Source organism: Streptomyces sp. KPB2, assembly GCF_003950055.1.
In the GTDB taxonomy this organism is placed as follows: domain Bacteria; phylum Actinomycetota; class Actinomycetes; order Streptomycetales; family Streptomycetaceae; genus Streptomyces; species Streptomyces salinarius.
In genome coordinates this window covers 7,182,898-7,204,132 of sequence record NZ_CP034353.1, presented here as the reverse complement: position 1 = coordinate 7,204,132, position 21,235 = coordinate 7,182,898, and the positions used below count along the sequence as shown (strand labels likewise).

16 protein-coding genes are annotated in these 21,235 nt (G+C 71.6%); 9 read left to right on the top strand and 7 right to left on the bottom strand.

The features are described from left to right. Window positions 1–47: 47 nt before the first annotated feature. Entirely contained in the window at window positions 48–1,163 is a 1,116-nt protein-coding gene (locus D1J63_RS32595) for a Gfo/Idh/MocA family oxidoreductase (RefSeq protein WP_125633892.1), read from the bottom strand. Between the two features lie 222 nt (window positions 1,164–1,385). On the opposite strand from D1J63_RS32595, the gene D1J63_RS32590 reads away from it, so the two are divergent. The 3 genes from D1J63_RS32590 to D1J63_RS32580 all read left to right on the top strand — a co-directional run bounded on the left by D1J63_RS32590 (window position 1,386) and on the right by D1J63_RS32580 (window position 4,394). Further along, window positions 1,386–1,988 (top strand): DNA starvation/stationary phase protection protein, encoded by a 603-nt coding sequence (locus D1J63_RS32590; protein WP_102931557.1) that lies wholly within the window; start codon window positions 1,386–1,388, stop codon window positions 1,986–1,988. 9 nt (window positions 1,989–1,997) lie between these two features. Further along, window positions 1,998–3,059, top strand: a complete 1,062-nt coding sequence (locus D1J63_RS32585; RefSeq protein ID WP_125633890.1) for an ABC transporter permease — start codon at window positions 1,998–2,000, stop codon at window positions 3,057–3,059. Between the two features lie 132 nt (window positions 3,060–3,191). Next, a complete protein-coding gene (locus D1J63_RS32580; RefSeq protein ID WP_125633888.1) occupies window positions 3,192–4,394 on the top strand; it encodes a cysteine desulfurase-like protein in 1,203 nt (400 codons plus the stop codon). 10 nt (window positions 4,395–4,404) lie between these two features. Here the strand turns inward: D1J63_RS32580 and yicI are convergent, their stop codons facing one another. After that, window positions 4,405–6,675, bottom strand: coding sequence for an alpha-xylosidase (gene yicI / locus D1J63_RS32575; RefSeq protein WP_125633886.1), 2,271 nt, complete (start codon window positions 6,673–6,675; stop codon window positions 4,405–4,407). A 284-nt stretch (window positions 6,676–6,959) separates the two neighbouring features. On the opposite strand from yicI, the gene D1J63_RS32570 reads away from it, so the two are divergent. Genes D1J63_RS32570 through D1J63_RS32555 form a run of 4 tightly spaced genes read left to right on the top strand, consistent with a single transcriptional unit; the run spans window position 6,960 to window position 11,475 of the window. Beyond that, window positions 6,960–8,246, top strand: a complete 1,287-nt coding sequence (locus D1J63_RS32570; RefSeq protein WP_164713071.1) for a sugar ABC transporter substrate-binding protein — start codon at window positions 6,960–6,962, stop codon at window positions 8,244–8,246. A 23-nt stretch (window positions 8,247–8,269) separates the two neighbouring features. After that, window positions 8,270–9,223 carry a sugar ABC transporter permease gene (locus D1J63_RS32565; RefSeq protein WP_164713259.1) on the top strand — a complete coding sequence of 318 codons (954 nt, stop codon included), beginning with the start codon at window positions 8,270–8,272 and terminating at the stop codon, window positions 9,221–9,223. A gap of 5 nt (window positions 9,224–9,228) precedes the next feature. After that, window positions 9,229–10,056, top strand: coding sequence for a carbohydrate ABC transporter permease (locus D1J63_RS32560; protein ID WP_125633881.1), 828 nt, complete (start codon window positions 9,229–9,231; stop codon window positions 10,054–10,056). Between the two features lie 39 nt (window positions 10,057–10,095). Then, the gene (locus D1J63_RS32555) at window positions 10,096–11,475 is read left to right on the top strand and encodes a GH1 family beta-glucosidase (RefSeq protein ID WP_125633879.1); all 1,380 of its coding nucleotides are present in this window, start codon (window positions 10,096–10,098) and stop codon (window positions 11,473–11,475) included. Window positions 11,476–11,534: 59 nt separating this feature from the next. Here D1J63_RS32555 and D1J63_RS32550 read toward each other — a convergent pair whose 3' ends face one another. The 5 genes from D1J63_RS32550 to D1J63_RS32530 all read right to left on the bottom strand — a co-directional run bounded on the left by D1J63_RS32550 (window position 11,535) and on the right by D1J63_RS32530 (window position 18,664). Beyond that, window positions 11,535–13,202, bottom strand: a complete 1,668-nt coding sequence (locus D1J63_RS32550) for a sialidase family protein (RefSeq protein ID WP_125633877.1) — start codon at window positions 13,200–13,202, stop codon at window positions 11,535–11,537. 119 nt (window positions 13,203–13,321) lie between these two features. Next, window positions 13,322–15,403 (bottom strand): sugar-binding domain-containing protein, encoded by a 2,082-nt coding sequence (locus D1J63_RS32545; protein ID WP_125633875.1) that lies wholly within the window; start codon window positions 15,401–15,403, stop codon window positions 13,322–13,324. A gap of 59 nt (window positions 15,404–15,462) precedes the next feature. Then, window positions 15,463–16,371, bottom strand: a complete 909-nt coding sequence (locus D1J63_RS32540) for a carbohydrate ABC transporter permease (RefSeq protein ID WP_125633873.1) — start codon at window positions 16,369–16,371, stop codon at window positions 15,463–15,465. A 2-nt stretch (window positions 16,372–16,373) separates the two neighbouring features. Further along, window positions 16,374–17,306, bottom strand: coding sequence for a sugar ABC transporter permease (locus tag D1J63_RS32535; protein ID WP_125633871.1), 933 nt, complete (start codon window positions 17,304–17,306; stop codon window positions 16,374–16,376). Beyond that, window positions 17,303–18,664, bottom strand: a complete 1,362-nt coding sequence (locus tag D1J63_RS32530; protein ID WP_125633869.1) for a sugar ABC transporter substrate-binding protein — start codon at window positions 18,662–18,664, stop codon at window positions 17,303–17,305. Before D1J63_RS32530 ends, D1J63_RS32535 begins: the two co-directional genes overlap by 4 nt. Window positions 18,665–18,942: 278 nt before the next feature. Here D1J63_RS32530 and D1J63_RS32525 point away from each other — a divergent pair, with 278 nt between their 5' ends. Together D1J63_RS32525 and D1J63_RS32520 are read left to right on the top strand one after the other, a co-directional pair. Beyond that, entirely contained in the window at window positions 18,943–19,965 is a 1,023-nt protein-coding gene (locus tag D1J63_RS32525; protein WP_125633867.1) for a LacI family DNA-binding transcriptional regulator, read from the top strand. Between the two features lie 80 nt (window positions 19,966–20,045). Further along, window positions 20,046–21,218 (top strand): MFS transporter, encoded by a 1,173-nt coding sequence (locus D1J63_RS32520; RefSeq protein ID WP_125635977.1) that lies wholly within the window; start codon window positions 20,046–20,048, stop codon window positions 21,216–21,218. The last annotated feature ends 17 nt before the right edge of the window (window positions 21,219–21,235 follow it).

Sequence of the window (21,235 nt, the reverse complement as noted above, 5' to 3'; positions counted from 1 at the left end):
TCACACCTCCGGCGGCCCAACTCCCTGTGAACATCCCGGTTTCCGCGCTACGCGCGTCCTCCCGGCACCCAGTCGGGGTGGTCGCCGTGCATGGCGGCGTGGAACGGGTCACCGGGAGCGATCTCACCGGCCCGCACCGGCCGCCCGCTGAACGCCGCCTTGTACAGGGCCGCGGCGAACTCCAGCGTGGCGCGGGCCTCCTGGCCGCTGCCGGGCGGCCGGGCCCCGGCGTCCCAGGCGTCCAGGACGGCGCCGAGCTGCGCCGTGTGGGAGCTGGGCACGTCGGCGGGAGGGGTGCGCCAGGCGGCGGCACGTCCGGGGGCGACGTGCCGGGCCGGCGTGTAGGCCCAGTCGGCGTTGCGATGCCCGTACAGGTGGGTCAACTCGACCGTCGCGTCGGCACAGTCGACGCGTATCCGGCTCGTCTCGTCCGGGGAGAGCACGCTGTTGACGACGGTGGCGAGGGCCCCGTTCTCGAAGCGCACCAGGGCGGTGGAGACGTCCTCGCTCTCGGTGTCGTGCACCAGGCGCGACGCCATGGCCCGTATCTCCGCCCAGGGGCCCAGCAGATGGAGCAGCAGGTCGTACTGGTGGATGCCGTGGCCCATGGTCGGGCCGCCGCCCTCGGTGGACCAGCGCCCGCGCCAGGGCACCGCGTAGTAGGCGGCGTCGCGGTGCCAGGTCGTCTGGCAGTGGGCGACCAGCGGGGCGCCCAGCTCGCCGCTCGCGATCAGTTGGCGGGCGTGCGCGGCGCCGGAGCCGTACCGGTGCTGGAAGACCACGGACGCGTACGCCCCGGACGCCTCCTCGGCCGCCGCGATGTCGTCGTACTCGGCGAGGGAGAGACACAGCGGCTTCTCGCACAGCACCCAGGCACCGGCCTTCAGCGCGGCCACCGTCTGCTCCCGGTGCAGCGACGGCGGCGTGCCGACCAGGACGAGGTCGGGGCGTACGGCGTCCAGCATGGCGTCCGTCGACGCGTACCCGGCGATGTCGCCGGGCGCCTGCGCGCGGAACGCGTCGAGCCGCGAGGGGTCGACGTCGACGGCGGCGACCAGCTCGGTGCGGTCGGCGTGGGCGGCGAGCGCGGGCAGGTGGCCGCCGGTGACGATGGCACCGGTGCCGATCACCGCGACCCGGCGGCGGGCGGGGCGTGGGGACATGCGGTCCTCCTCGGAGTGCGAGGCGCACGCGCACGCCGTGCCGCGCGGCGCCACGTCGATAGAAAGCGCTTTCAAGCAGGGTCGACCATAGGCGGACGGCGATGGCCCGGACAACCCCCACCGTTTGCGGGCCGGGCGCACGGCTGGTCGACTGTCGCGGGGGGAACCGGGTCCGGCGGTGAGCCGGCCCGCTCTTCAGTCCTCTCCGGAAGGAGTCCAGGCGTGAGTTCCCCGAAGCCGAATCCCTCGTCGTCCGCGGAGCAGCGGTCGGACGGCAGCCAGCCCTGGCTGCACCAGAAGGGCCGGACCATTCAGGAGTTCGGCACCGTCAAGCAGTTCCCCGTGGCACTCACCATGGAGACCCGCCTCTACTCCTGCCAGCGGCTCAACAAGGTCCTGGCGGACACCCGGATCCTGCACGACCTGTACAAGAAGTACCACTGGCTGATGCGCGGGGCGACGTTCTACCAACTGCACCTGTTGCTGGACAAGCACGCCGGCGAACAGCTGGAGCTGATCGACACCGTCGCCGAACGCGTCCAGACGCTCGGCGGCGTCGCGGTGGGCGACCCCCGGCACGTCGCGGAGATCACCACCGTGCCGCGTCCGCCGGACGGGGTGGAGGAGGTGCCGTCGATGCTCTCGCGGCTGTTGGAGGCGCACGAGCTGATCCTGACCGAGTGCCACGACGCGGCGGCCCGCACCCAGGAGTACGGGGACGACGGCACCAACGACCTCCTGGTCTCCGAGGTCGTGCGGACCAACGAACTCCAGGCGTGGTTCGTGGCGGAGCACCTCGTGGACACGCCGCTGATCCACGCCTGACCGTCGGACATGGCGCACACGTCCCGGGACGCCGACGGGAGCACCCCGGTGCACGGGCGGTGGTCCGCGTTCCGGCAGACGCCGTTCTGGCCGGCCACCGTCCTGGTGCTGATCCTCGCGGCCGCGGCGGGTCTCTTCGCGGGCTCGTACACCTACTCCATGGCGAACCCGACGCCGCGCCTGATCCCCACGGCCGTGGTCGGCTCGTACGAGAAGGCGGGCGCGCAGGCCTATCTTCGCGGTCTGGAGAAGGCGCTTGACACCTCGGTGAAGGTGCATCCCTACGAGACCCGCGCGGCCGCCCGCGAGGCGATCGAGCAGCAGGAGGTCTTCGCGGTCTTCGAGCTGCGCGACGACGGGCGGACCGCCGCTCTCGACGTGTCCGGCGCGTCCGGCTCGTCGGTCGCCGAGCTGCTCTCGCAGACGGCACCGGCCGTGGGGAAGAAGCTCGGCGTCCGGGTCACCGTCCGGGACGTCAACCCGTTGCAGAAGGGCGACCCGCGCGGGCTGGCGATCTTCTACATCTCGCTGGCCGCCGTGATCATCGGTTTCGTCGGGGCGATCCAGCTGAGCGTGCACGCGCGCTCGCTCACGCCGTTCGAGCGCATCCTGTTCACGGCGGCCTACGCGCTGCTCGGCGGCTTCGTCATCGCCGCCACGGTGGACTGGCTGCTGGGCGCGCTGAACCTTCCGTTCGCCGAGTCGTGGCTCATCCTGGCGCTCACGATGTTCGTGTCCGGCATGGTCTTCACCATGTTCAACACCCTGTTCGGCCGCTGGGCGATGCTGCCCACCTGGGGCCTGATGGTGATCATCGGCAACCCCTCCTCCGGCGGCGCGGTGTCCTGGCCGCTGCTGCCGTCGCCGCTGGGGACGATCGGCCGGTGGCTGCCGCCCGGCGGCTCGGTCAACGCGCAGCACACCGCGGTGTACTTCCAGGGTCACCAGCACGCCTTCCCGTTCCTGGTGCTGGGCGGGTGGGCGCTGCTGTCCTGCACGGTCTTCTGGGTCTGGCGGCACCGGCACCCCGGCGGCCGCGACAAGGATCCGACGGGGGCGGAGGAGTCCTGAGCGGACCGTCGCGGACCTCTGTCCCGATCGGCGGCCTGCTGCGATCATGAGGCGAGATTCCCCGCTTCCCGGGGGTCCCGGGTCCGGGGGCCCCTGCCACCGGGAGCTCCCGCCTTCGTTTGGAGTGCGTACATGGCCCTCGACGTAGACGCGATCCGCGCGCAGATACCCGCCCTGAAGTCCGGCTCCGCCCGCTTCGACGCGCCCGGCGGCACCCAGACCCCGCAGCCCGTCATCGACGCGATCGCCGAGGCACTGGCCAACCCGCTGGCCAACCGCGGCCGGACGACCGAGGGCGAGCGCAACGCGGACGGCATCGTCGCGGACGCCCGCGGCGCGCTGGCCGACCTGCTGGGCACCGAGCCGCAGGGGATCGTCCTGGGCCGCAGCGCGACCCAGCTCGCCTACGACCTGTCCCGGACGCTCGCCAAGTCCTGGGGCCCCGGGGACGAGGTGGTCGTCACCCGGCTGGACCACGATTCCAACATCCGGCCCTGGATCCAGGCGGCGGAGGCGGTCGGCGCGACCGTGCGGTGGGCCGACTTCGACCCGGCCACCGGTGAACTGCGCCCCGAGCACGTCGAGGCGGTCCTCTCCCCGCGCACCAGGCTGGTGGCGGTGACGGCCGCCTCCAACCTGATCGGCACGATGCCCGACCTGCCGGCGATCGCCCGGCTGGCGCACGGTGTGGGCGCGCTGTGCCACGTCGACGCGGTGCACTACGCCTCGCACGCCGTCGTCGACCCGTCGGCCCTCGGCGCGGACACGCTGGTGTGCTCGCCGTACAAGTTCCTCGGGCCGCACCTCGGGGTGCTGGCGGCCCGGCCGGAGTTCCTCCAGACCCTGCGGCCGGACAAGCTGCTGCCCTCCAGCGACGCCGTCCCGGAGCGGTTCGAGCTGGGCACGCTGCCGTACGAGCTGCTGGCCGGCACCCGTGCCGCGGTGGACTTCCTGGCCGGGCTGGAGCCGGAGGCGCGCGGCACGCGCCGGGACCGGCTCGTCGCCTCGTTCGCCGCGCTGGAGGCCCACGAGCACGTGCTGCGCGAGCGGATCGAGCGGGGGCTGGCCGGTCTGGACGGCGTCACCGTGTACGCGCGGGCCGCCCGGCGCACGCCGACGCTGCTGTTCACCGTGGCGGGTCTGCGCCCGGGCGACGTGTACCGGCAGCTGGCCGAGCGGGGGGTCGACGCGCCCGCCGGGTCGTTCTACGCCCTGGAGGCCTCGCGCCGCCTCGGTCTGGGCGACGAGGGCGCCGTCCGGGTGGGACTGGCGCCCTACACCAGCGCGGCCGACGTGGACCGCCTCCTGACCGCGCTGGCCGGCCTCGACCGCTGAGCCCGCGGCCTCACGACAGCGGTACGGTCACCTCCCCTTCGCCCTCCGCGCTCGCGCCGCCCGCGACCCGGACGGTGAAGGGGCGGTCGGTGCCGCCGGCGGTGACCCGCAGGACGTCTTGCTCGCGCCGCACCCGGAAGGTCGCGGCCGGGGTGCCCAGCAGGTCGGGCACGCTGACCTCGGCCGCGTAGCCGGCGTCGGCGGTCGGGTGGACCAGCAGGGTCGGGGCGTCCAGCCAGTCGCCGTCGGGCCGCCGGTCGTCGGAGGCCAGCGGCAGGACGGCGCCCTCGCGGACGTACAGCGGCAGGCTGTCGTAGCCGTGCCGTTCGGTGCGCCAGGCCGGGCCGGTGACGCGCTCGCCGGACAGGAGGTGGGTCCAGGTGCCCTCGGGGAGGTAGACCTCGACCTCGCCGTCCTCGGTGAAGACCGGGGCGACCAGGACGTCGGAGCCGAGCATGTACTGGCGGTCCAGCGTCCGGCAGCCCGGGTCGTGCGGGTACTCCAGGACCATCGGCCGCATCATCGGCACGCCGGTGCGGTGGGCCTCGGCGGCGACGCCGTACAGGTAGGGCATCAGGCGGTGCTTGAGGAGGGTGAAGCGGCGGGCGACGTCGACGGCCTCCTCGCCGAACTCCCACGGCACCCGGTACGACGAGGAGCCGTGCAGCCGGCTGTGCGAGGAGAGCAGGCCGAAGGCGAGCCAGCGCTTGAAGACCGCCGGGTCGGGCGTGCCCTCGAAGCCGCCGATGTCGTGGCTCCAGAAGCCGAAGCCGCTCAGGGACAGGGACAGGCCGCCCCGCAGTGACTCGGCCATCGCCTCGAAGGACGACCAGCAGTCGCCGCCCCAGTGGACGGGGTACTGCTGGCCCCCTGCGGTCGCGGAGCGGGCGAAGAGGACGGCCTCGCCCTGCCCGCGCTCCTTCTCCAGAAGTTCGAAGACGGTGCGGTTGAACAGGTGCGTGTAGTAGTTGTGCATGCGCTCCGGGTCGGAGCCGTCGTGCCAGACCACGTCGGTGGGGACGCGCTCGCCGAAGTCGGTCTTGAAGCAGTCCACGCCCTGGTCGAGCAGCGGCTTGAGCTTCCCGGCGTACCAGTCGCGGGCGGCCGGGCTGGTGAAGTCGACCAGGCCCATGCCGGCCTGCCACAGGTCCCACTGCCAGATGTCCCCGTCCGGCCTGCGCACCAGGTGCCCGAGGGCGGCGGCCTCGTCGAACAGCGGGGACTTCTGGGCGATGTAGGGGTTGATCCAGGCGCTGACCTTCAGCCCCTTGGCCTTGAGCCGGGCGAGCATGCCGTCCGGGTCCGGGAAGACGTCCGGGTCCCATTCGAAGTCGCACCACTGGTACTCGCGCATCCAGAAGCAGTCGAAGTGGAAGACCGAGAGCGGGATGCCGCGCTCGGCCATGCCGTCCACGAAGGACGTCACCGTGCGCTCGTCGTAGGAGGTGGTGAAGGACGTGGTGAGCCACAGGCCGAAGGACCAGGCCGGCGGCAGGGCGGGGCGGCCGGTGAGGGCCGTGTAGCGGGTGAGGACGTCCTTGGGGGTGGGCCCGGCGACGACGTAGTACTCCAGCGTCTGGTCCTCGACGCTGAACTGCACCTGGCCGACGGACTCGGAGCCGACCTCGAAGGAGACCGCGCCGGGATGGTTGACGAAGACGCCGTAGCCGCGCGAGGAGAGGTAGAACGGGATGTTCTTGTACGCCTGCTCGCTGCTGGTGCCGCCGTCGGCCTGCCACATGTCGACGACCTGGCCGTTCTTGACGAACGGGGTGAACCGCTCGCCGAGGCCGTAGATCTGCTCGCCGACGCCGAGGGTGAGGCGGCCGAGCATGTGGTGGGCGCCGTCGCCGGTGGTGGCGAAGGCGGTGCTCTTGGCGTCGGCGCGGGTCAGCTCGCGTCCGTCCGCGTCGCGGAAGGTGAGGCCCCAGGGCCCCTCGCGGTCCAGGCGGAGGGTGAGCGGGCCGCTGGTCAGCTCGGTGACGGTCCCCTCCTGGCGCACCTCGCCGGCGCCGTCCTCCGCCTCGGTGAGCGCGAAGTCGGGGCCCGGCCGGCGCTTGCCGGCGTGGTGGGTGACGCGGACGCCGATGACGCCCTCGGCGGGAGAGAAGCACTCGACCGTGAGGAGCGGCGCGTTGAGCGTGTCCCCCCTCCGCGTCACCTTCTTCACGGCGGCATGGGTGGTGAAGCGCTTCGATTGCGGACGTACATCGCGTACCTCGGTGGCGTACGAGAGATGCACGCCCTCACGGATGAGCCAGAAGCCGTCGGTGAACTTCATGATCTTCCTCGGGTGGGGCGGGAGCTGTCGGATGGGGAGCACGGAGGCCGTCTCACAGCGATTTGATCGTACACAAGACAAATCCCCGCGCCGAGGCGTTTGTGGCACTCTCACCGCTTCGACCAGGAACTATTACGTCGGAGAACAACTTCGTCACCGCACGGAGCCACGAGAGAGGGGCCACTTTGCTCTAGCGCGGAAGCGGGTCCGTGACGTATTAGTCATCACACCAAACAAATCGGTCCGGCGAGGAAGCCGGACGGTACGACAGCAAGGGCCGCACCATGTCGAAGCGCTTCACCTCGCTCGCCTTGACAGCACACCCTCCGGCTGCCACGGGCCGCGGGCGAGGACGCTCACGCCGAGTCCTCGCCCCCGTCACCGCCGTGTCCGTGCTGGTCGCCGGAGCGGCGCTGGCCGGCTGCGGACAGCAGCGCGACGCCGGCACGTACACCGTGATGAACTCCTCGACCGACGAGTCGTACCACCGCTGGGACGCGGAGGCGATGGCCCGCTGCGGCAAGGAGCTGGGCGTCACCATCGAGCAGCAGAGCGTCCCCGCCTCGCAGGTGATGACGAAGGCGCTGCGCATGGCGTCGTCCAAGTCGCTGCCCGACATCGTGCAGTTCGACGCGTCCGAGATGCCGACCTTCGCCGACGCGGGCGGCCTGGTGGACCTGAGGACCCTCGGCCTGAGCACCGACGACATCCCCGACGGGATCGTCGACTTCGGCTCCTACAAGGGCACGTACTACGGCGCGGCCCGCTCCGTGAACACCCTCGCCCTCTTCTACAACAAGGACGTCCTCGACAAGGCGGGCGTGAAGGTGCCCACCACCTGGGCCGAGCTGCGGGCGACGGCGAAGCAGCTCACGCAGGGCAAGCGGTACGGCCTGGCGCTCAGCGCGGGCGGCGCGGAGGACGGGGTCTTCCAGTTCACGCCGTTCATGTGGTCCAACGGCGGCGACGAGACCGACCTGGACGGCCCGAAGGTGGTCGAGGCCCTGGACTACTGGAAGAGCCTGCTGAAGGACGGTTCGCTGTCGAAGTCGACGGTCAACTGGACGCAGGCGGACGTCAACGACCAGTTCATGGCCGGCAACGCGGCGATGATGATCAATGGTCCGTGGCAGGTGGAGACGCTCAACAGCGACAAGTCGCTGCACTGGGGCATCGCGCCGATCCCGGTGCCCGAGGCGGGCGACGACTCGGTGGGCCCGCTCGGCGGTGCCGTGCTGACCGTGCCCAACACCGGTGACGAGGCCCGGGAGAAGACGGCCGGGAAGATCGTCGCGTGTCTGGCGAGCGAGAAGGAGCAGCTCACCTACGCGCTCAACAGCTGGATGGTCCCGGCCAATGCCGAGGCCGCCGCCGTCTGGCGCGAGAAGGTGCCCGAGCTGGACTCCCTCGCCGACCAGGTGGCCGTCGCCCGGTCCCGGACGGCGAAGCTCGGCGCCGGCTGGTCGAGCGTGTCGCTCGCGCTGCAGAGCGCCTTCCAGTCCGCCCTGACCGGCCAGTCCAGTGAGACCGCCCTGAAGCGCGCCCAGCAGCGGGCCACGAGCGGGAACTGAGGTACGCCCCCATGACCACGCCCATGCCCACGTCCACCGTCTCCGCGCAGGCGCCCGCCAAGGCGTCCACGTCACCCGCCGCGCCGGACCCCGGCCGGATCGCGCGCCGCCGCAGGCTCACCCAGTGGGGGTTCGTCGCCCCCGCCGTCGTCTTCATGCTGCTGTTCTTCGGCTACCCGCTCGTGCGCAACGTCGTGATGAGCTTCCAGGACTACACGCCGAAGACCTTCTTCACCGGTGAGGCGCCCTTCAACGGCGCCGACAACTGGTCCAACGTGTTCCAGGACGCCCTGTTCGGCAAGGCGCTGTGGCACACGCTCGTCTTCACGGCGGGCTCCCTGCTCGGCCAGTTCTGCATCGGCCTGGCGCTCGCGGTGTTCTTCAGCCGCCGCTTCCCGCTCAACGGGGTGCTGCGCTCGCTGATCCTGCTGCCCTGGCTGGTGCCCATGGTGGTGTCCGGCATCGTCTGGCGCCGCATCCTCGACCAGGACACCGGCGTACTCAACTCGTTCCTGGACACGCTCGGGATCGGCGGTCACACGCCCTGGCTGACCAGCCCGGAGATGGCCCTGCTGTCCGTCATCCTGGTCAACATCTGGATCGGCATCCCCTTCAACATGGTCATCCTGTACGGCGGTCTCCAGGAGATCCCGAAGGAGCTGCACGAGGCGGCCGCGCTGGACGGCGCCTCGGCCTGGCGGACCTTCCGTTCGGTCACCCTGCCGATGCTCAAGCCCGTCGTCACGGTCGTCCTCGTGCTGGGCTTCATGTCGACGGTGAAGATCCTCGACCTGATCCTCGCCCTGACCGACGGCGGCCCGGCCGACGCCACCCAGACGCTGGGCACCCTGACCTACCAGAACTCGTTCGTCCAGCTGGACTTCGGCGCGGGCGCCGTGGTCGGCAACGTACTCATCCTGATCTCCGCCGTGTTCGCGGTGTTCTACCTGCGGGCCAACCGCACCGAGGGGAAGTGACGTCCATGGCCTCCCACACGCCCACCGCCTCCCGGCGCCGCTGGGGTTCCACCGTCGCCGGCGTTCTGATCCTGTGCGTGATGCTGTTCCCGCTGTACTGGATGCTCAACACCGCGCTCCAGCCCGACTCCGGGCTGCTCCAGGTCGATCCGGTGCCGGGCAGCCTGGACTTCTCCGGCTTCTCCAAGGCGATCAGCGACCAGGGCGGGCACCTGCTGACGTCGCTGGCGGTCTCGCTCGGCGCGGTCGCCATCTGCCTGGCGATCTCGGCGCCCGCCGCGTACGGTCTCGCGCGGTTCGGGCTGCGCGGCTCGCGGACCATCGTGTTCGGCACGCTGATCACCCAGATGGTGCCGGGCATCGTCATCGCCAACGCCCTCTACAACTCCTACGTCGACCTGGGGCTGGTCAACTCCTACTTCGGCCTGATGCTGGCGGACGCCTCGCTGGGCATCCCGTTCTCCATCGTGCTGATGCGCTCCTTCATGGTGTCGATCCCGGGCGAGGTGATCGAGGCCGCGCAGATCGACGGGGCCGGTCCGGTGCGCGCCTTCGTGCGGGTGGTGCTGCCGATGAGCCGCAACTCCCTGATCACGTCGGGGCTGTTCGCGTTCCTGTTCTCGTGGAGCGACTTCATGTTCGCGCTCACCCTGAACACGACCGACGACGTCAAGCCCATCACCCTGGGCATCTACCAGTACATCGGCGCGCACGTCGGCGACTGGGGCTCGGTGATGGCCGCCTCGGTGCTGTCGGCGGTGCCCGCCGCGATCCTCCTCGTCCTCGCCCAGAAGTACATCGCCGCCGGCATCACCGGCGGTTCCGTCAAGTGAACCCCGCACGCCCCGCAAGCACGGAGATGACAGCACAGCATGAGTGAGTACCCCGGTTTCCCGCCCGGCTTCGTCTTCGGCGCCGCGACCGCCTCGTACCAGATCGAGGGCGCGGCGACCGAGGACGGCCGCGGACCGTCGATCTGGGACACCTACAGCCACACCCCCGGCCTGGTGGTGAACGGCGACACCGGTGACGTCGCCTGCGACCACTACCACCGCTACCCGGAGGACGTGGCCCTGCTGCGCGACCTGGGCGTGGACTCGTACCGGTTCTCGATCGCCTGGCCGCGCGTCGTGCCGGACGGCTCGGGCGCGGTGAACCCCAAGGGGCTCGACTTCTACTCCCGCCTGGTGGACGAGCTGCTCGCGGCGGGCATCGAGCCGGCCGCCACCCTGTACCACTGGGACCTGCCGCAGGCCCTGGAGGACCGGGGCGGCTGGCGGGTGCGGGAGACGGCGGAGCGGTTCGCCGAGTACACGGCGGTGGTCGCGGAGCACCTGGGCGACCGGGTGCCGCGCTGGATCACCCTCAACGAGCCGTGGTGCAGTTCCTTCCTCGGCTACTCCATCGGCCGGCACGCGCCCGGCGCCAAGGAGGGCCGGGGCGCGCTGGCCGCCGCCCACCACCTGCTGGTCGGCCACGGGCTGGCGGTGCGGGCGCTGCGGGCGGCCGGGGTGCGCGAGGTCGGCATCACGCTCAACCTGGACCGCAACCTGCCCGCCACCGGCTCCCCGGCCGACCTGGAGGCGGTGGTCCGCGCGGACACCCAGCACAACCTGGTGTGGACCGAGCCGATCCTCGCCGGCCGCTACCCGGCCACCGAGGAGGAGACCTGGGGCGAGCTGATCACCGGCGAGGACTTCCGGCGGGACGGCGACCTGGAGCTGATCTCCCAGCCTCTGGACTTCCTGGGCGTCAACTACTACCGGCCGATCGTGGTCGCCGACGCGCCGCACCGCGAGAGCGACCCGGCGCGGCGGGTGGCCACGGACAACCGGTACGAGGAGGTACGGCTCCCCGGGGTGCGGCACACGGCGATGGACTGGCCGGTCGTGCCGGACAGCTTCACCGACCTGCTCGTCGCCCTGAAGAAGCGGTACGGCGACGCGCTGCCGCCGGTCCACATCACGGAGAACGGCTCGGCGGAGGACGACGCGGCCGCCGCCGACGGCACGGTGCACGACACCGACCGGGTCGCCTACCTGCGCGACCACCTCACCGCGCTGCGGGCGGCGATCGACGCGGGCGTGGACGTGCGCGGGTACTACGTGTGGTCGCTGCTGGACAACTTCGAGTGGGCGTACGGCTACGACAAGCGCTTCGGCATCGTGCGGGTCGACTACGACACGCAGGAGCGCACCCCGAAGGACAGCTACCACTGGTACCGGGAGCTGATCGCCGCCCACCGCGGGTGAGGTGAGGAGGGCGCGCCCCGCGGACGGTCACGCGGGGAGCGCCCTCGGTGCTCCCGGGGTCAGGCCGGCAGGTTCCACTTCTGGGTGCCGAGGCCGTTGCAGTCGTAGATCTGCAGTTTGGTGCCGTTGGCGGTGCCGCCCGAGGGGATGTCCAGGCAGCGGCCGGACTGCGGGTTGAACAGCGAGCCGTCGCTCCGGTGCCGCCACTGCTGGCCGCCGACGCCCGGGGCGCAGTCCCAGACCTGGACCTTGGTGAAGTTGGCCGTGCCGTTGCCGTCGATGTCCAGGCACTTGCCGAACGCGCGCACCGTGCCGTCGGGGGCGACGGACCAGCGCTGTCCGGTGGCGGTGTTGCAGTCCCACAGCTGGGCGGCGTTGCCGTTGCCGCTGGTGTTGGTGTCGACGTCGAGGCACTTGCCGGCGACCCACGGCGTGGTGACCTGGCCGACCGGTCCGCCGAGACCGCCGGTGCCGAAGCGGACCTGGCACTGGTTGCCGGTGCCGAGCCAGGTGGCGGTCAGGTAGAGGAAGGAGCTGCCGTCGGCGCGCGGCACGATCGGCGAGCTGTAGCCCGGGCAGGAGGGCTCACCGGGGTTGTAGCCGCCGGTGGGGTCGGTCAGGACCGGGGCCTCGATCTCGGTCCACTCCCCCGCGCCGAGGCGGGTGTTGGCGAAGACCACGGTGCCGGACTCCGACAGCACCGTCTTGTTGCCGGTGGGTCCGCTCACCACGCGCTGGCCGGACATCAGCAGCGTGCCGTCGGGGCCGCCGCCCGGTACCCAGGCGAGGTAGGGGGTGTGCAGCAGTTCCCTGCCGTCGGCGGTGCGCACCAGGGTGCCCGGGTTGTCGGCGGGCGCCCAGTTCAGGCCGTCGGGGCTGGTCTTGGTGTACACCTCGCAGGCGTGGTCGGCGTCGGTGGCGTCCCGGCACATCTCGTACGCCATCATGAACCGCCCGTCGGGCAGCGGGACGACGATCGACATGCCCGGGCGGGCGAGATTGTCGGCGGGGAAGGCGACGTCCTGGGTGAGGGTCCCGCTCCAGGTGCGGCCGCCGTCGGTGGAGGTGTAGTGGCCGATGACCTGGTTGTTGGTGGGGCTGTTCGCGGGCCGCTCGTCGGAGATGAAGCAGGCCAGGGTGTTGTCGGGGGCCAGCAGGAACCAGGGTTCCCAGATGCCGTGCCCGATGGTGTCGGGCAGCCCGCTGGTGCGGGTGCAGTCGGAGAGGTACTGCCAGCTCCGGCCGTGGTCGGTGCTCTTGAAGACCTCGACGCGCTGGGTGGTGTAGTCGCCGGCCTGCCAGGCGGTGCCGGCGGCGAGGAGGTCGCCCTGGTTCAGGCCGTTCGCGGTGCGCGGGACCTCGTAGAGGACGGGTGCCTCGATGTCCCAGCCCGGGGTGTGCGAGGTGATGGTGGAGATCGGGGCGGCGCTCCAGGTGCGGCCGCCGTCGGTGCTGCGGTGGACGGGCAGGGTGTTGGCGGCGCCCTGTTCGCGCCGGGCGTAGGTGGCCAGCATGGTCTGGCCCGCCGAGCCGTCGTGGTCGAGGCGGACGGCGCGGGGGTAGCTGTTGTCGCCCTGCGGGTGGGCCGCGAGGTCGGGTGAGGCCAGGACCTGGCCGGCGGGCGCGGCCGAGGCGGGCTGCGACCACAGGGACAGCAGGGCGGTCACTAGGGCCAGGACGGCGAGCAGGGCCGGTGATCGTCTGCGGGCGGGTGACGGGTTGCGCACGGATCGACTCCTTGGTGGTGGGGAGGCCGGGTGGTGCGGGGTCGGGTGTACGGGTGGTGGTCGGGGGGAGGGGGCCGCGCCCGACGGCCGGTGGCAGCGGGCGCGGTCGCCGGCCGGGGTCAGGCGGTGGGGCGGGCCAGTGGGTCGTCGCCGATGTGGGGTGCGGTCCGCGTGTCCACGTCCAGCGCGGTCCGGGCGGCGACGGTGCCGTCCACGACCAGCGCCAGGTGCAGCCGGCCGCTGGTCCAGCCCTCGGGCAGCGTGGCGGGCACGGTGACGGGGGCGCCCAGGAGGTACGGCTTGGCCTCCGCGCGGCAGCCGGGGACGGCGTCGCCGGGTGCGTCGGGCGTCCTGGCGTACACGGGGGTCCAGGTGGTGTGCAGGGTGCCCGCGACCGGGTCGGTGCCGTGGTGGGAGACGTGGACGTCGACCGTGAAGTCCCGGTCGGCGGTGAGCAGGTCGCGGCCGGGCGCCACCGGTGTGACGTCCAGAACGAGGGTGGTCGGCGCGTTGGCGTGGGCCGGGTCGACGCCCGCGAGGTCCTTCGCGCCGCGTGCGAAGTCCAGCAGTCCGGCGCTCTCGTGCTCGATGTCGTACAGCTCCGTGTACACGTACCCGGCGAGCCGGTCGTGCCGGCGCAGTTCCTGGGTCTGCCAGCGCAGGTGCCAGGCGCGGTCCAGGCCGGTGAAGCCGCCGCCGTACTCGCTGTTGAGGTTGGGCAGGCCGCGCAGCGGCTGTCCGGGGACGGCGAGCTTCTTGTGGACGACGAAGTCGGGGCCGAGCTTGACGGGGAAGTCGTCGCGTTCGCCGGAGAGCAGGTCGGTGACGGTGGTGGCCCAGGAGGCGGCGCTCTCGTCGTAGTAGTGCCAGTCCAGCAGGTCGGTCCTGACGTGGGTCCAGCCGGAGTTGTCGACGACCGGGCGGGTGGCGTCGAGCGCCTTGAGGCGGTCGTAGGCGTCGGCGGTGGCGCGCTGTTTGGCCGGGTCGCCGGGGATGTCCCAGTCCAGGCCCCACTCCTCGTTGTACAGGCCCCAGATGACGATGGCGGGGCTGTTGCCGTCGCGCTCGACCATGGGCTCGATCTGCTCGGCGAAGGCGGTGACCGAGGCGGGCGAGAAGCGGCCGGGCGAGGCGGGTTCGGCCCACAGGAGCATGCCGAGGGTGTCGGCGTGGTGGACGAAGCGGGGGTCCTCCAGCTTGAGGTGCTTGCGGACGAGGTTGTAGCCGGCCTCGGCCGCGAGTTCGAGGTCGCGGCGCAGGGCGGTGTCGTCGGGGGCGGTGATGCCGGTCCCGGGCCAGTAGCCCTGGTCGAGCACGCCGCGCACGAACAGCCGCCGCCCGTTGAGGTACAGGGCTTCGCCGTCGACGGCGATGGTGCGCAGGCCGGTGTACGCGGCGACCCGGTCGGTGCCGTCGGCGGAGGTCAGCTCCGCGTCCACGTGGTAGAGGTGCGGGTCCTCGGGCGACCACAGCCTGGGTACGGGGAGCGGGAGTTCGGTACGGAGTCGTCCGTCGGGGTCCACGGTCGCCGTGACGGCGGTGTCCTCGTCGCGTACGCGCAGCCGGAGTTCGGCGCGGTCGGCCGCGGGGCCGTGCACGACGGCTTCGACGGTGATGCCGGTCAGGTCGTCGTTCGGGCGCAGCCGGAGGGCGGCGAGGTGGGTGGCGGGGCGGGCCTCGAGCCAGACGCTCTGCCAGATGCCGGAGGACGGGGTGAAGCAGACGCCGTCGTAGTCGTCGCGGGGCATGCTGCGCTGCTTGCCGTGGGCGATGTCGAGCTTGTCGGCGGGCGCGTGCACCCGCACCGTGAGCCGCTGCTCTCCCTCGCCGAGGGCGTCGGTGACGTCGGCGGCGAAGGGGGTGTAGCCGCCCTCGTGGTGGGCGACCTCGGCGCCGTTCACCCAGACCGTGGCGGCGTGGTGCACGGCGCCGAAGTGCAGGACGACGCGCTGCCCGGCCCAGTCGGCAGGCACGGTGAACGTGCGCCGGTACCAGGCGGTCTGCAGCCAGTGTTCGGCGATGCCGGAAGCGGGAGTCTCCCAGGCGAAGGGCACGGTGATCGCCCGGTCGTAGCCGTCGGGCGCGTCGGCGGAGTACCGCTCGGCGGGGTCGGCGCGGAACTCCCAGGTGCCGTTGAGGGTGAGCCAGGAGTGGGACCGGTCGAAGTGGGGGCGGGGGTATTCGGGACGGGGGGTGGTCATGGGCGTGAGTGCTCCGATTCGGTGCGGCTGCGGGAGAGTCAGCGGTGTAGGGCGGGAGGTCAGCCCTTGACGCTGCCCGCGAGGATCCCGTTGATGAAGTGGCGTTGCAGCAGGACGAACAGGGCGAGCACGGGCAGCATCGCGATGCTTCCGGCGGCGAGCAGTTCGCCCCAGACGGTCGCGAAGTCGGCGCCGACGCGGTTGCCGGTGACGTTCTGCGCGAGGGTGGACAGGACGACCTGGAGCGTCTGGTGGCTCTCGTCGTTGACGGCGACGACCGGCCAGACGAAGTCGTTGTAGATGTTCATGGCCGTCAGCACGCCGAGCGCGGCGATGCCCGGCCGGATGACCGGCACCACGATCCGGGCGAAGATGCCGAACTCGCCCGCCCCGTCCACGCGTCCGGCGTCGAGGAGTTCGTCGGGGACGGCCGCGATGGTCTGCCGCATCCAGAAGATGCTGAAGGCGTCGATGCTGCCGGGCAGGATCAGCGCCTGGTACGTGTTGACCCAGCCCAGTTGGCTCATCTCCAGCAGCAGCGGGATGACCAGCACGAGGGTCGGCAGCATCAGCGTGAGCATCAGCACGCCGAAGAGCAGGTTCTTGCCGGGGAAGCGGTACTTGGCGAAGGCGTAGCCGGCCAGCGGGCAGAAGAACATGGTCATCGCGCCCTTGACGGCCACGACGAGCACGGTGTTGACGAAGCCGGTGCCGATCGGCACGTCGTCGAACATCGCCCGGTAGTTGTCGAGCGTGGCCGAGCCGAGCGAGAAGGACAGCGGGTCGCGGACGATGTCGGCCGGCGGCTTCAGCGAGGAGCTGACGGCCCACCAGATGGGGTAGACGAACACGAGGGCGAGCAGGCCGAGCACGAGGTACTGCAGCGGCCCCGGCCCGGGCTGGGACAGACTCCGGCCCGTCTTCTTGGTCCGGCTGGTCATGCCCGTCGTCTTGGTCTGGCTGGTCATGGTCACGCGTCCTTGGAGCGGAGCAGGCGCACGGACAGCAGGGACAGGGCGAACACCAGCAGCACGAGCAGGAAGGAGTTCGCGGCGCCGGTCCCGAGGTCGGACGCCAGGATGTGGTTGTAGAGGTACAGCCCGCCGGTGGTGGTCGAGCCGTACGGGCCGCCCTGGGTGACGACGAACGGTTCGGCGAACATCTGGAACACCGCGAGGGTCTGCACCACGACGAGGAAGGCGATGCTGCGCCGCATCAGCGGCAGGGTCAGCGACCAGAACTGCCGTTTGCGGGAGGCGCCGTCGAGGTCGGCGGCCTCGTACACGTCGGCGGGCACGGCCTGGAGCCCGGCGAGCAGGATGATGATCGCGAACCCGGTGGTCTTCCACAGGAACAGCAGCGCGAGCGTCGGTTTGGCCCAGGCGGTCGACTGGAGCCAGTCGACGTCCGGCAGACCGACCAGGTTGAACAGGTGGTTGACCAGCCCGTAGTCGGTGTCGAAGGCGACGATCCAGACCTGGGCCATCGCCACCAGCGGGGTGACGAACGGTGTGATGAAGGCGACCCGGAACATGCCGCGCAGCCGCAGCTTCGCGTTGGCGAGCAGGACCGCGGCGGCCAGGCCCCCGACGATCTGGAGGGGCACGATCAGCAGCCACATCACCGCGCTGTTGCCCAGCGAGGACCAGAACTCCTCGCTGGTGAGCAGGTAGGTGTAGTTCTCCAGGCCGATGAAGTTCGCCTGGCCGGCGCCCTTCCAGTCGGTGAAGCTCAACTGGAGCGCGAAGACGAGGGGGTAGAGGCCGAAGGCCGCGAAGACGAGGTAGAACGGCGCGACGAAGAGGTAGGGCGCGAGGAAGGGCTTGCGGCGTGAGCGGGTGGGGCGCGGCGCGGCCGGTGCCGCCCGTTCCTTGCGCGGCGGGGTGAGGGTGCCGGAGGTCATGCGCGGTCCACCAGGTTGCGCTGGATCTTCTTGGTGGAGTCGTCGATGACGTCGTCGGGGGCCATCTTGCCCTCGATGAGCCGCTGGAGGTTGTTGCCGAGGTAGTCGACGGACTTGGCCCACCAGGCCGGGATCGGCGCGGCGGACGGGATGGTGTCGGCGGCGTCCACGGCGACCTTCCACAGGTCCTGTCCGCCGAGCGCGGCCACCGGTTCGAACAGCGGCTTGTCGGGACGGCACGCGGGTCCGTAGCTGGGCACGGAGGTGGTCAGTCCGTCCGGGTAGACCTCGCTCGGCCCGTACACGGCGCTGTAGCCCGGCTCCTTGAAGCACAGGAACTCGTAGAGCAGCCAGGCCAGTTCGGGGTTCTTCGCCTTGGCCGGGATGATGAAGCTGCTGCCGCCCATGGCACCGCTGCGCGCTCCGCCCGGGGTCCAGGCCGGGAGCGGTGCGGCCCGCCACTTGCCCTTGCCCTTCTTCAGCAGCTGCTGGGGGGCGAAGGACCACCACACCGCCCACGGGACCAGGGCCTGCTGCCCGTTCTCCAGGGCGGCGAGGTCGGCCTGCTTGAGGTATTCGGCGTGGGTGACCAGGTCGTCGTCGACGGCGTCGCGGACCCAGTTGAGGATGTTGCGGTACTCCTTGGAGTCCAGCCTCACCTGTCCGTCGGCGTCGGCGAGGCTGGTGCCCTGCTGGCCCGCGAGCATCTCCAGCCAGAGCTGGCCGAGGAAGGGGTCCTTCTCCATGTGCAGGGGGCGGGCCTTGGGGTTCTTCTCCCTCAGCGCCCGGGCCGCCGCCAGCAGGTCGTCGTAGGTCTTCAGTCCGGCCGGGTCGACTCCGGCGTCCTCCAGCAGGTCCTCGCGGTACCAGAGCAGCCCGGGGTCGAGGTCCCAGGGCACGCCGTAGATCCGGCCGTCCACGGTGTTGACCGAGAGCTTGTACGCCGAGGTCTTGTCGCGGTAGGGCGCTATCAGGTCCGTCAGGTCGTACAGGTGCTCCGCCTGGCCGCCGATCTTGGCGTCGTCCCAGAAGCTGCCGTCGGGCAGGTCGGCGCCGCTGATCAGGGTGTTGGCGAGCTTGGCGTCGATGTCGACGGCCTGGTGATTGACCTTGATGTCCGGATGGGCCTTGCGGAATGCGTCGATCGCCGCGTCGAAGACCTTGAACAGGTCGCCCGAGCGGCTCCAGATGGTGATCTCGCCCTTGGCCGACGCACTGGGCGTCCCGGCGAGCTTGCGCGGCTCGGACCCGGAGGAGCCGGGGGCACACGCCGCGAGGGGACCGGCGGCCGCGGCGAGCGCGCCGGCGCCGAGCGCGCCGCGCAGAACGCTGCGCCGTGGGACGAATGATCTGGACATGAGCACGGCTCCTCGGTCGGAAATGCGGGCTGGGGTGCGCGAGACGGAGTGGCTGATCAGGGGTGGACGTGGACGCGCGCAGGCGTCGTCGGCGGCGCGACGGCGGGCACCAGGTCCCGGCCGCCGCCCACGCTTTGCAACGATGCAGAGATGATGCGTCGCCTTTTGCAACGATGCAATAGCTGAGTAACATCAACCTGCATCAGTGCCGGTCCGCACCGGCGCACACACGAGATGCTGCCGACCGATGCCCCGCGGGGGCCGTGAGGGGGAACTGGATGGCCGGCTCCACGCTCCGCGACGTCGCCCGACGCGCCGGAGTCTCGATCCGCACCGTGTCCAACGTGGTCAACGGTTCGGTGCCCGTCTCCGACGAGTTGCGGGTCCGGGTGCAGGCCGCGCTCGACGAGCTCGACTACCGGCCGAACCTGGTGGCCCGCAATCTCCGCCGGGGCCGCAGCGGCATGATCGCCCTGGTCGTTCCGGAGCTGGACGTGCCGTACTTCGCCGAACTGGCCCGCGAGGTGATCACCGCGGCCCGCGCCCACGGTTACGTGGTCATGCTCGACCAGACCGACGGCGACGGAGAGCGCGAGCGGGAGCTGCTGGGCCGGGAGTCGCGTGCCACGATGTTCGACGGCCTGCTGCTGAGCCCGCTGGCCATCTCCGCGGACGAGCTGCGCCGGCGCACCAACCGGGTGCCCGTCGTGCTGCTCGGCGAGCACATCTTCAACGGCAGCTTCCATCACGTGGCGATCGACAACGTCGTCGCGGCCCGGGAGGCGACGGAACACCTCCTCGGCCTCGGCCGCCGGCGCGTCGCGGCCATCGGCGATCAGCCCTACAGCACCGGCGAGACCGCGCAGTTGCGCACGACCGGGTACCGGCAGGCGCTGGAGCGCGCGGGGATCGCGGTGGACGAGGAGCTGATCGTCCCCACGCCGCGCTTCCACCGCCACCTCGGCGCCCAGGCCATGGAGCGGCTGCTCGCCCTTCCGGAACCGCCCGACGCGGTCTTCTGCTACAACGACCTGCTGGCCATCGGTGCCATGCACACCCTGACCCGCGCGGGGGTGCGGGTGCCCGACGACATCGCCGTCGTCGGTGTGGACGGCATCCAGGAGGGCCGGTACAGCTCGCCGTCGCTGACCACCGTCGCCCCGGACAAGGCCGCCATCGCGCGCACGGCGGTCAGCACCCTGCTCGGCGTCATCGACGGCTCGGCACCCGCACCGACGGAGGCCAAGGCGCCGCACCGGCTGGTGGTGCGGGAGAGCACGACGGGGGCACGGGCCGACTGACGGACGCCCTTGCCGCGGGCCCGCCCGGCGCCTAGCCTCCTTTTGTGCCGCAAATAAACAAAGCCCGTTCGCACAGCGCCGTGCCGGGCTCCCGTACCGATCTCACCCGTCTCCGCATCGCTCTGACCGCCTTCTTCGCCCTCGACGGCTTCGTCTTCGCCGGCTGGGTGGTCCGCATCACCGCCATCAAGGAACAGACCGGCGCCTCCGCCAGCGCCCTCGGGCTCGCCCTGCTCGGTGTCTCGGCGGGCGCCGTCGTCACCATGACGCTCACCGGACGGCTGGTCCGGCGCTACGGCAGCCACCCCGTCACCGTCGCCTGCGCGGTGCTGCTCTGCCTCAGCATCGCCCTGCCCCCGCTCACCCACTCCGCCCTCGCCCTCGGCCTCGTCCTGCTGGTCTTCGGCAGCGCGTACGGCGGGATCAACGTCGCCTTCAACAGCGCCGCCGTCGACCTGGTCGCCGTACTGGGGCGTCCCATCATGCCCAGCTTCCACGCGGCGTTCAGCCTCGGCGGGATGGTCGGCGCGGGGCTCGGCGGTCTGGTCGCCGGGGCGCTGTCGCCGACGCGGCACCTGCTCGCCCTCACCGTGACCGGTCTGCTGGTCACCCTGTTCGCGGGCCGGGCCCTGCTGCGCTGCGAGCCCGCCGTCCCACCGGACCGCGCCCCGGACGAGGACGACGCCCCGCGCCGCCGTGACCGTCGTACCCGCCGCCTCGTCGTCACCTTCGGCCTGATCGCCCTGTGCACGGCGTACGGCGAGGGCGCGATGGCCGACTGGGGCGCCCTGCACCTGGAGCAGGACCTCGACGCCTCCCCGGGGCTGGCGGCGGTGGGCTACTCCTGTTTCGCGCTCGCCATGACCGCGGGCCGGCTGACCGGGACGACGCTGCTGGAGCGGCTGGGCCGGACGGCCACGGTGGTGGCGGGCGGCACCACCGCGGTGGCCGGCATGCTGCTCGGGTCGCTCGCCCCGTCCGTGTGGGCGGCGCTGTTCGGCTTCGCGATCACCGGCCTCGGACTGGCCAACATCTTCCCGGTCGCGGTCGAGCGGGCCGGTGCGCTCGGCGGCCCGAGCGGTGTCGCGACCGCGTCCACCCTGGGCTACGGCGGCATGCTGCTCGGACCGCCCGCGATCGGTTTCATGGCCGACTGGTTCTCCCTGCCGGCCGCCCTCACCAGTGTGGCGGCGCTCGCCGCGGTGGCCGTGCTGGTCGCGGTCGCGACCCGACGCGCGGGGGTGCCGGGCTGAGGCGGGCCCCGGAGGTG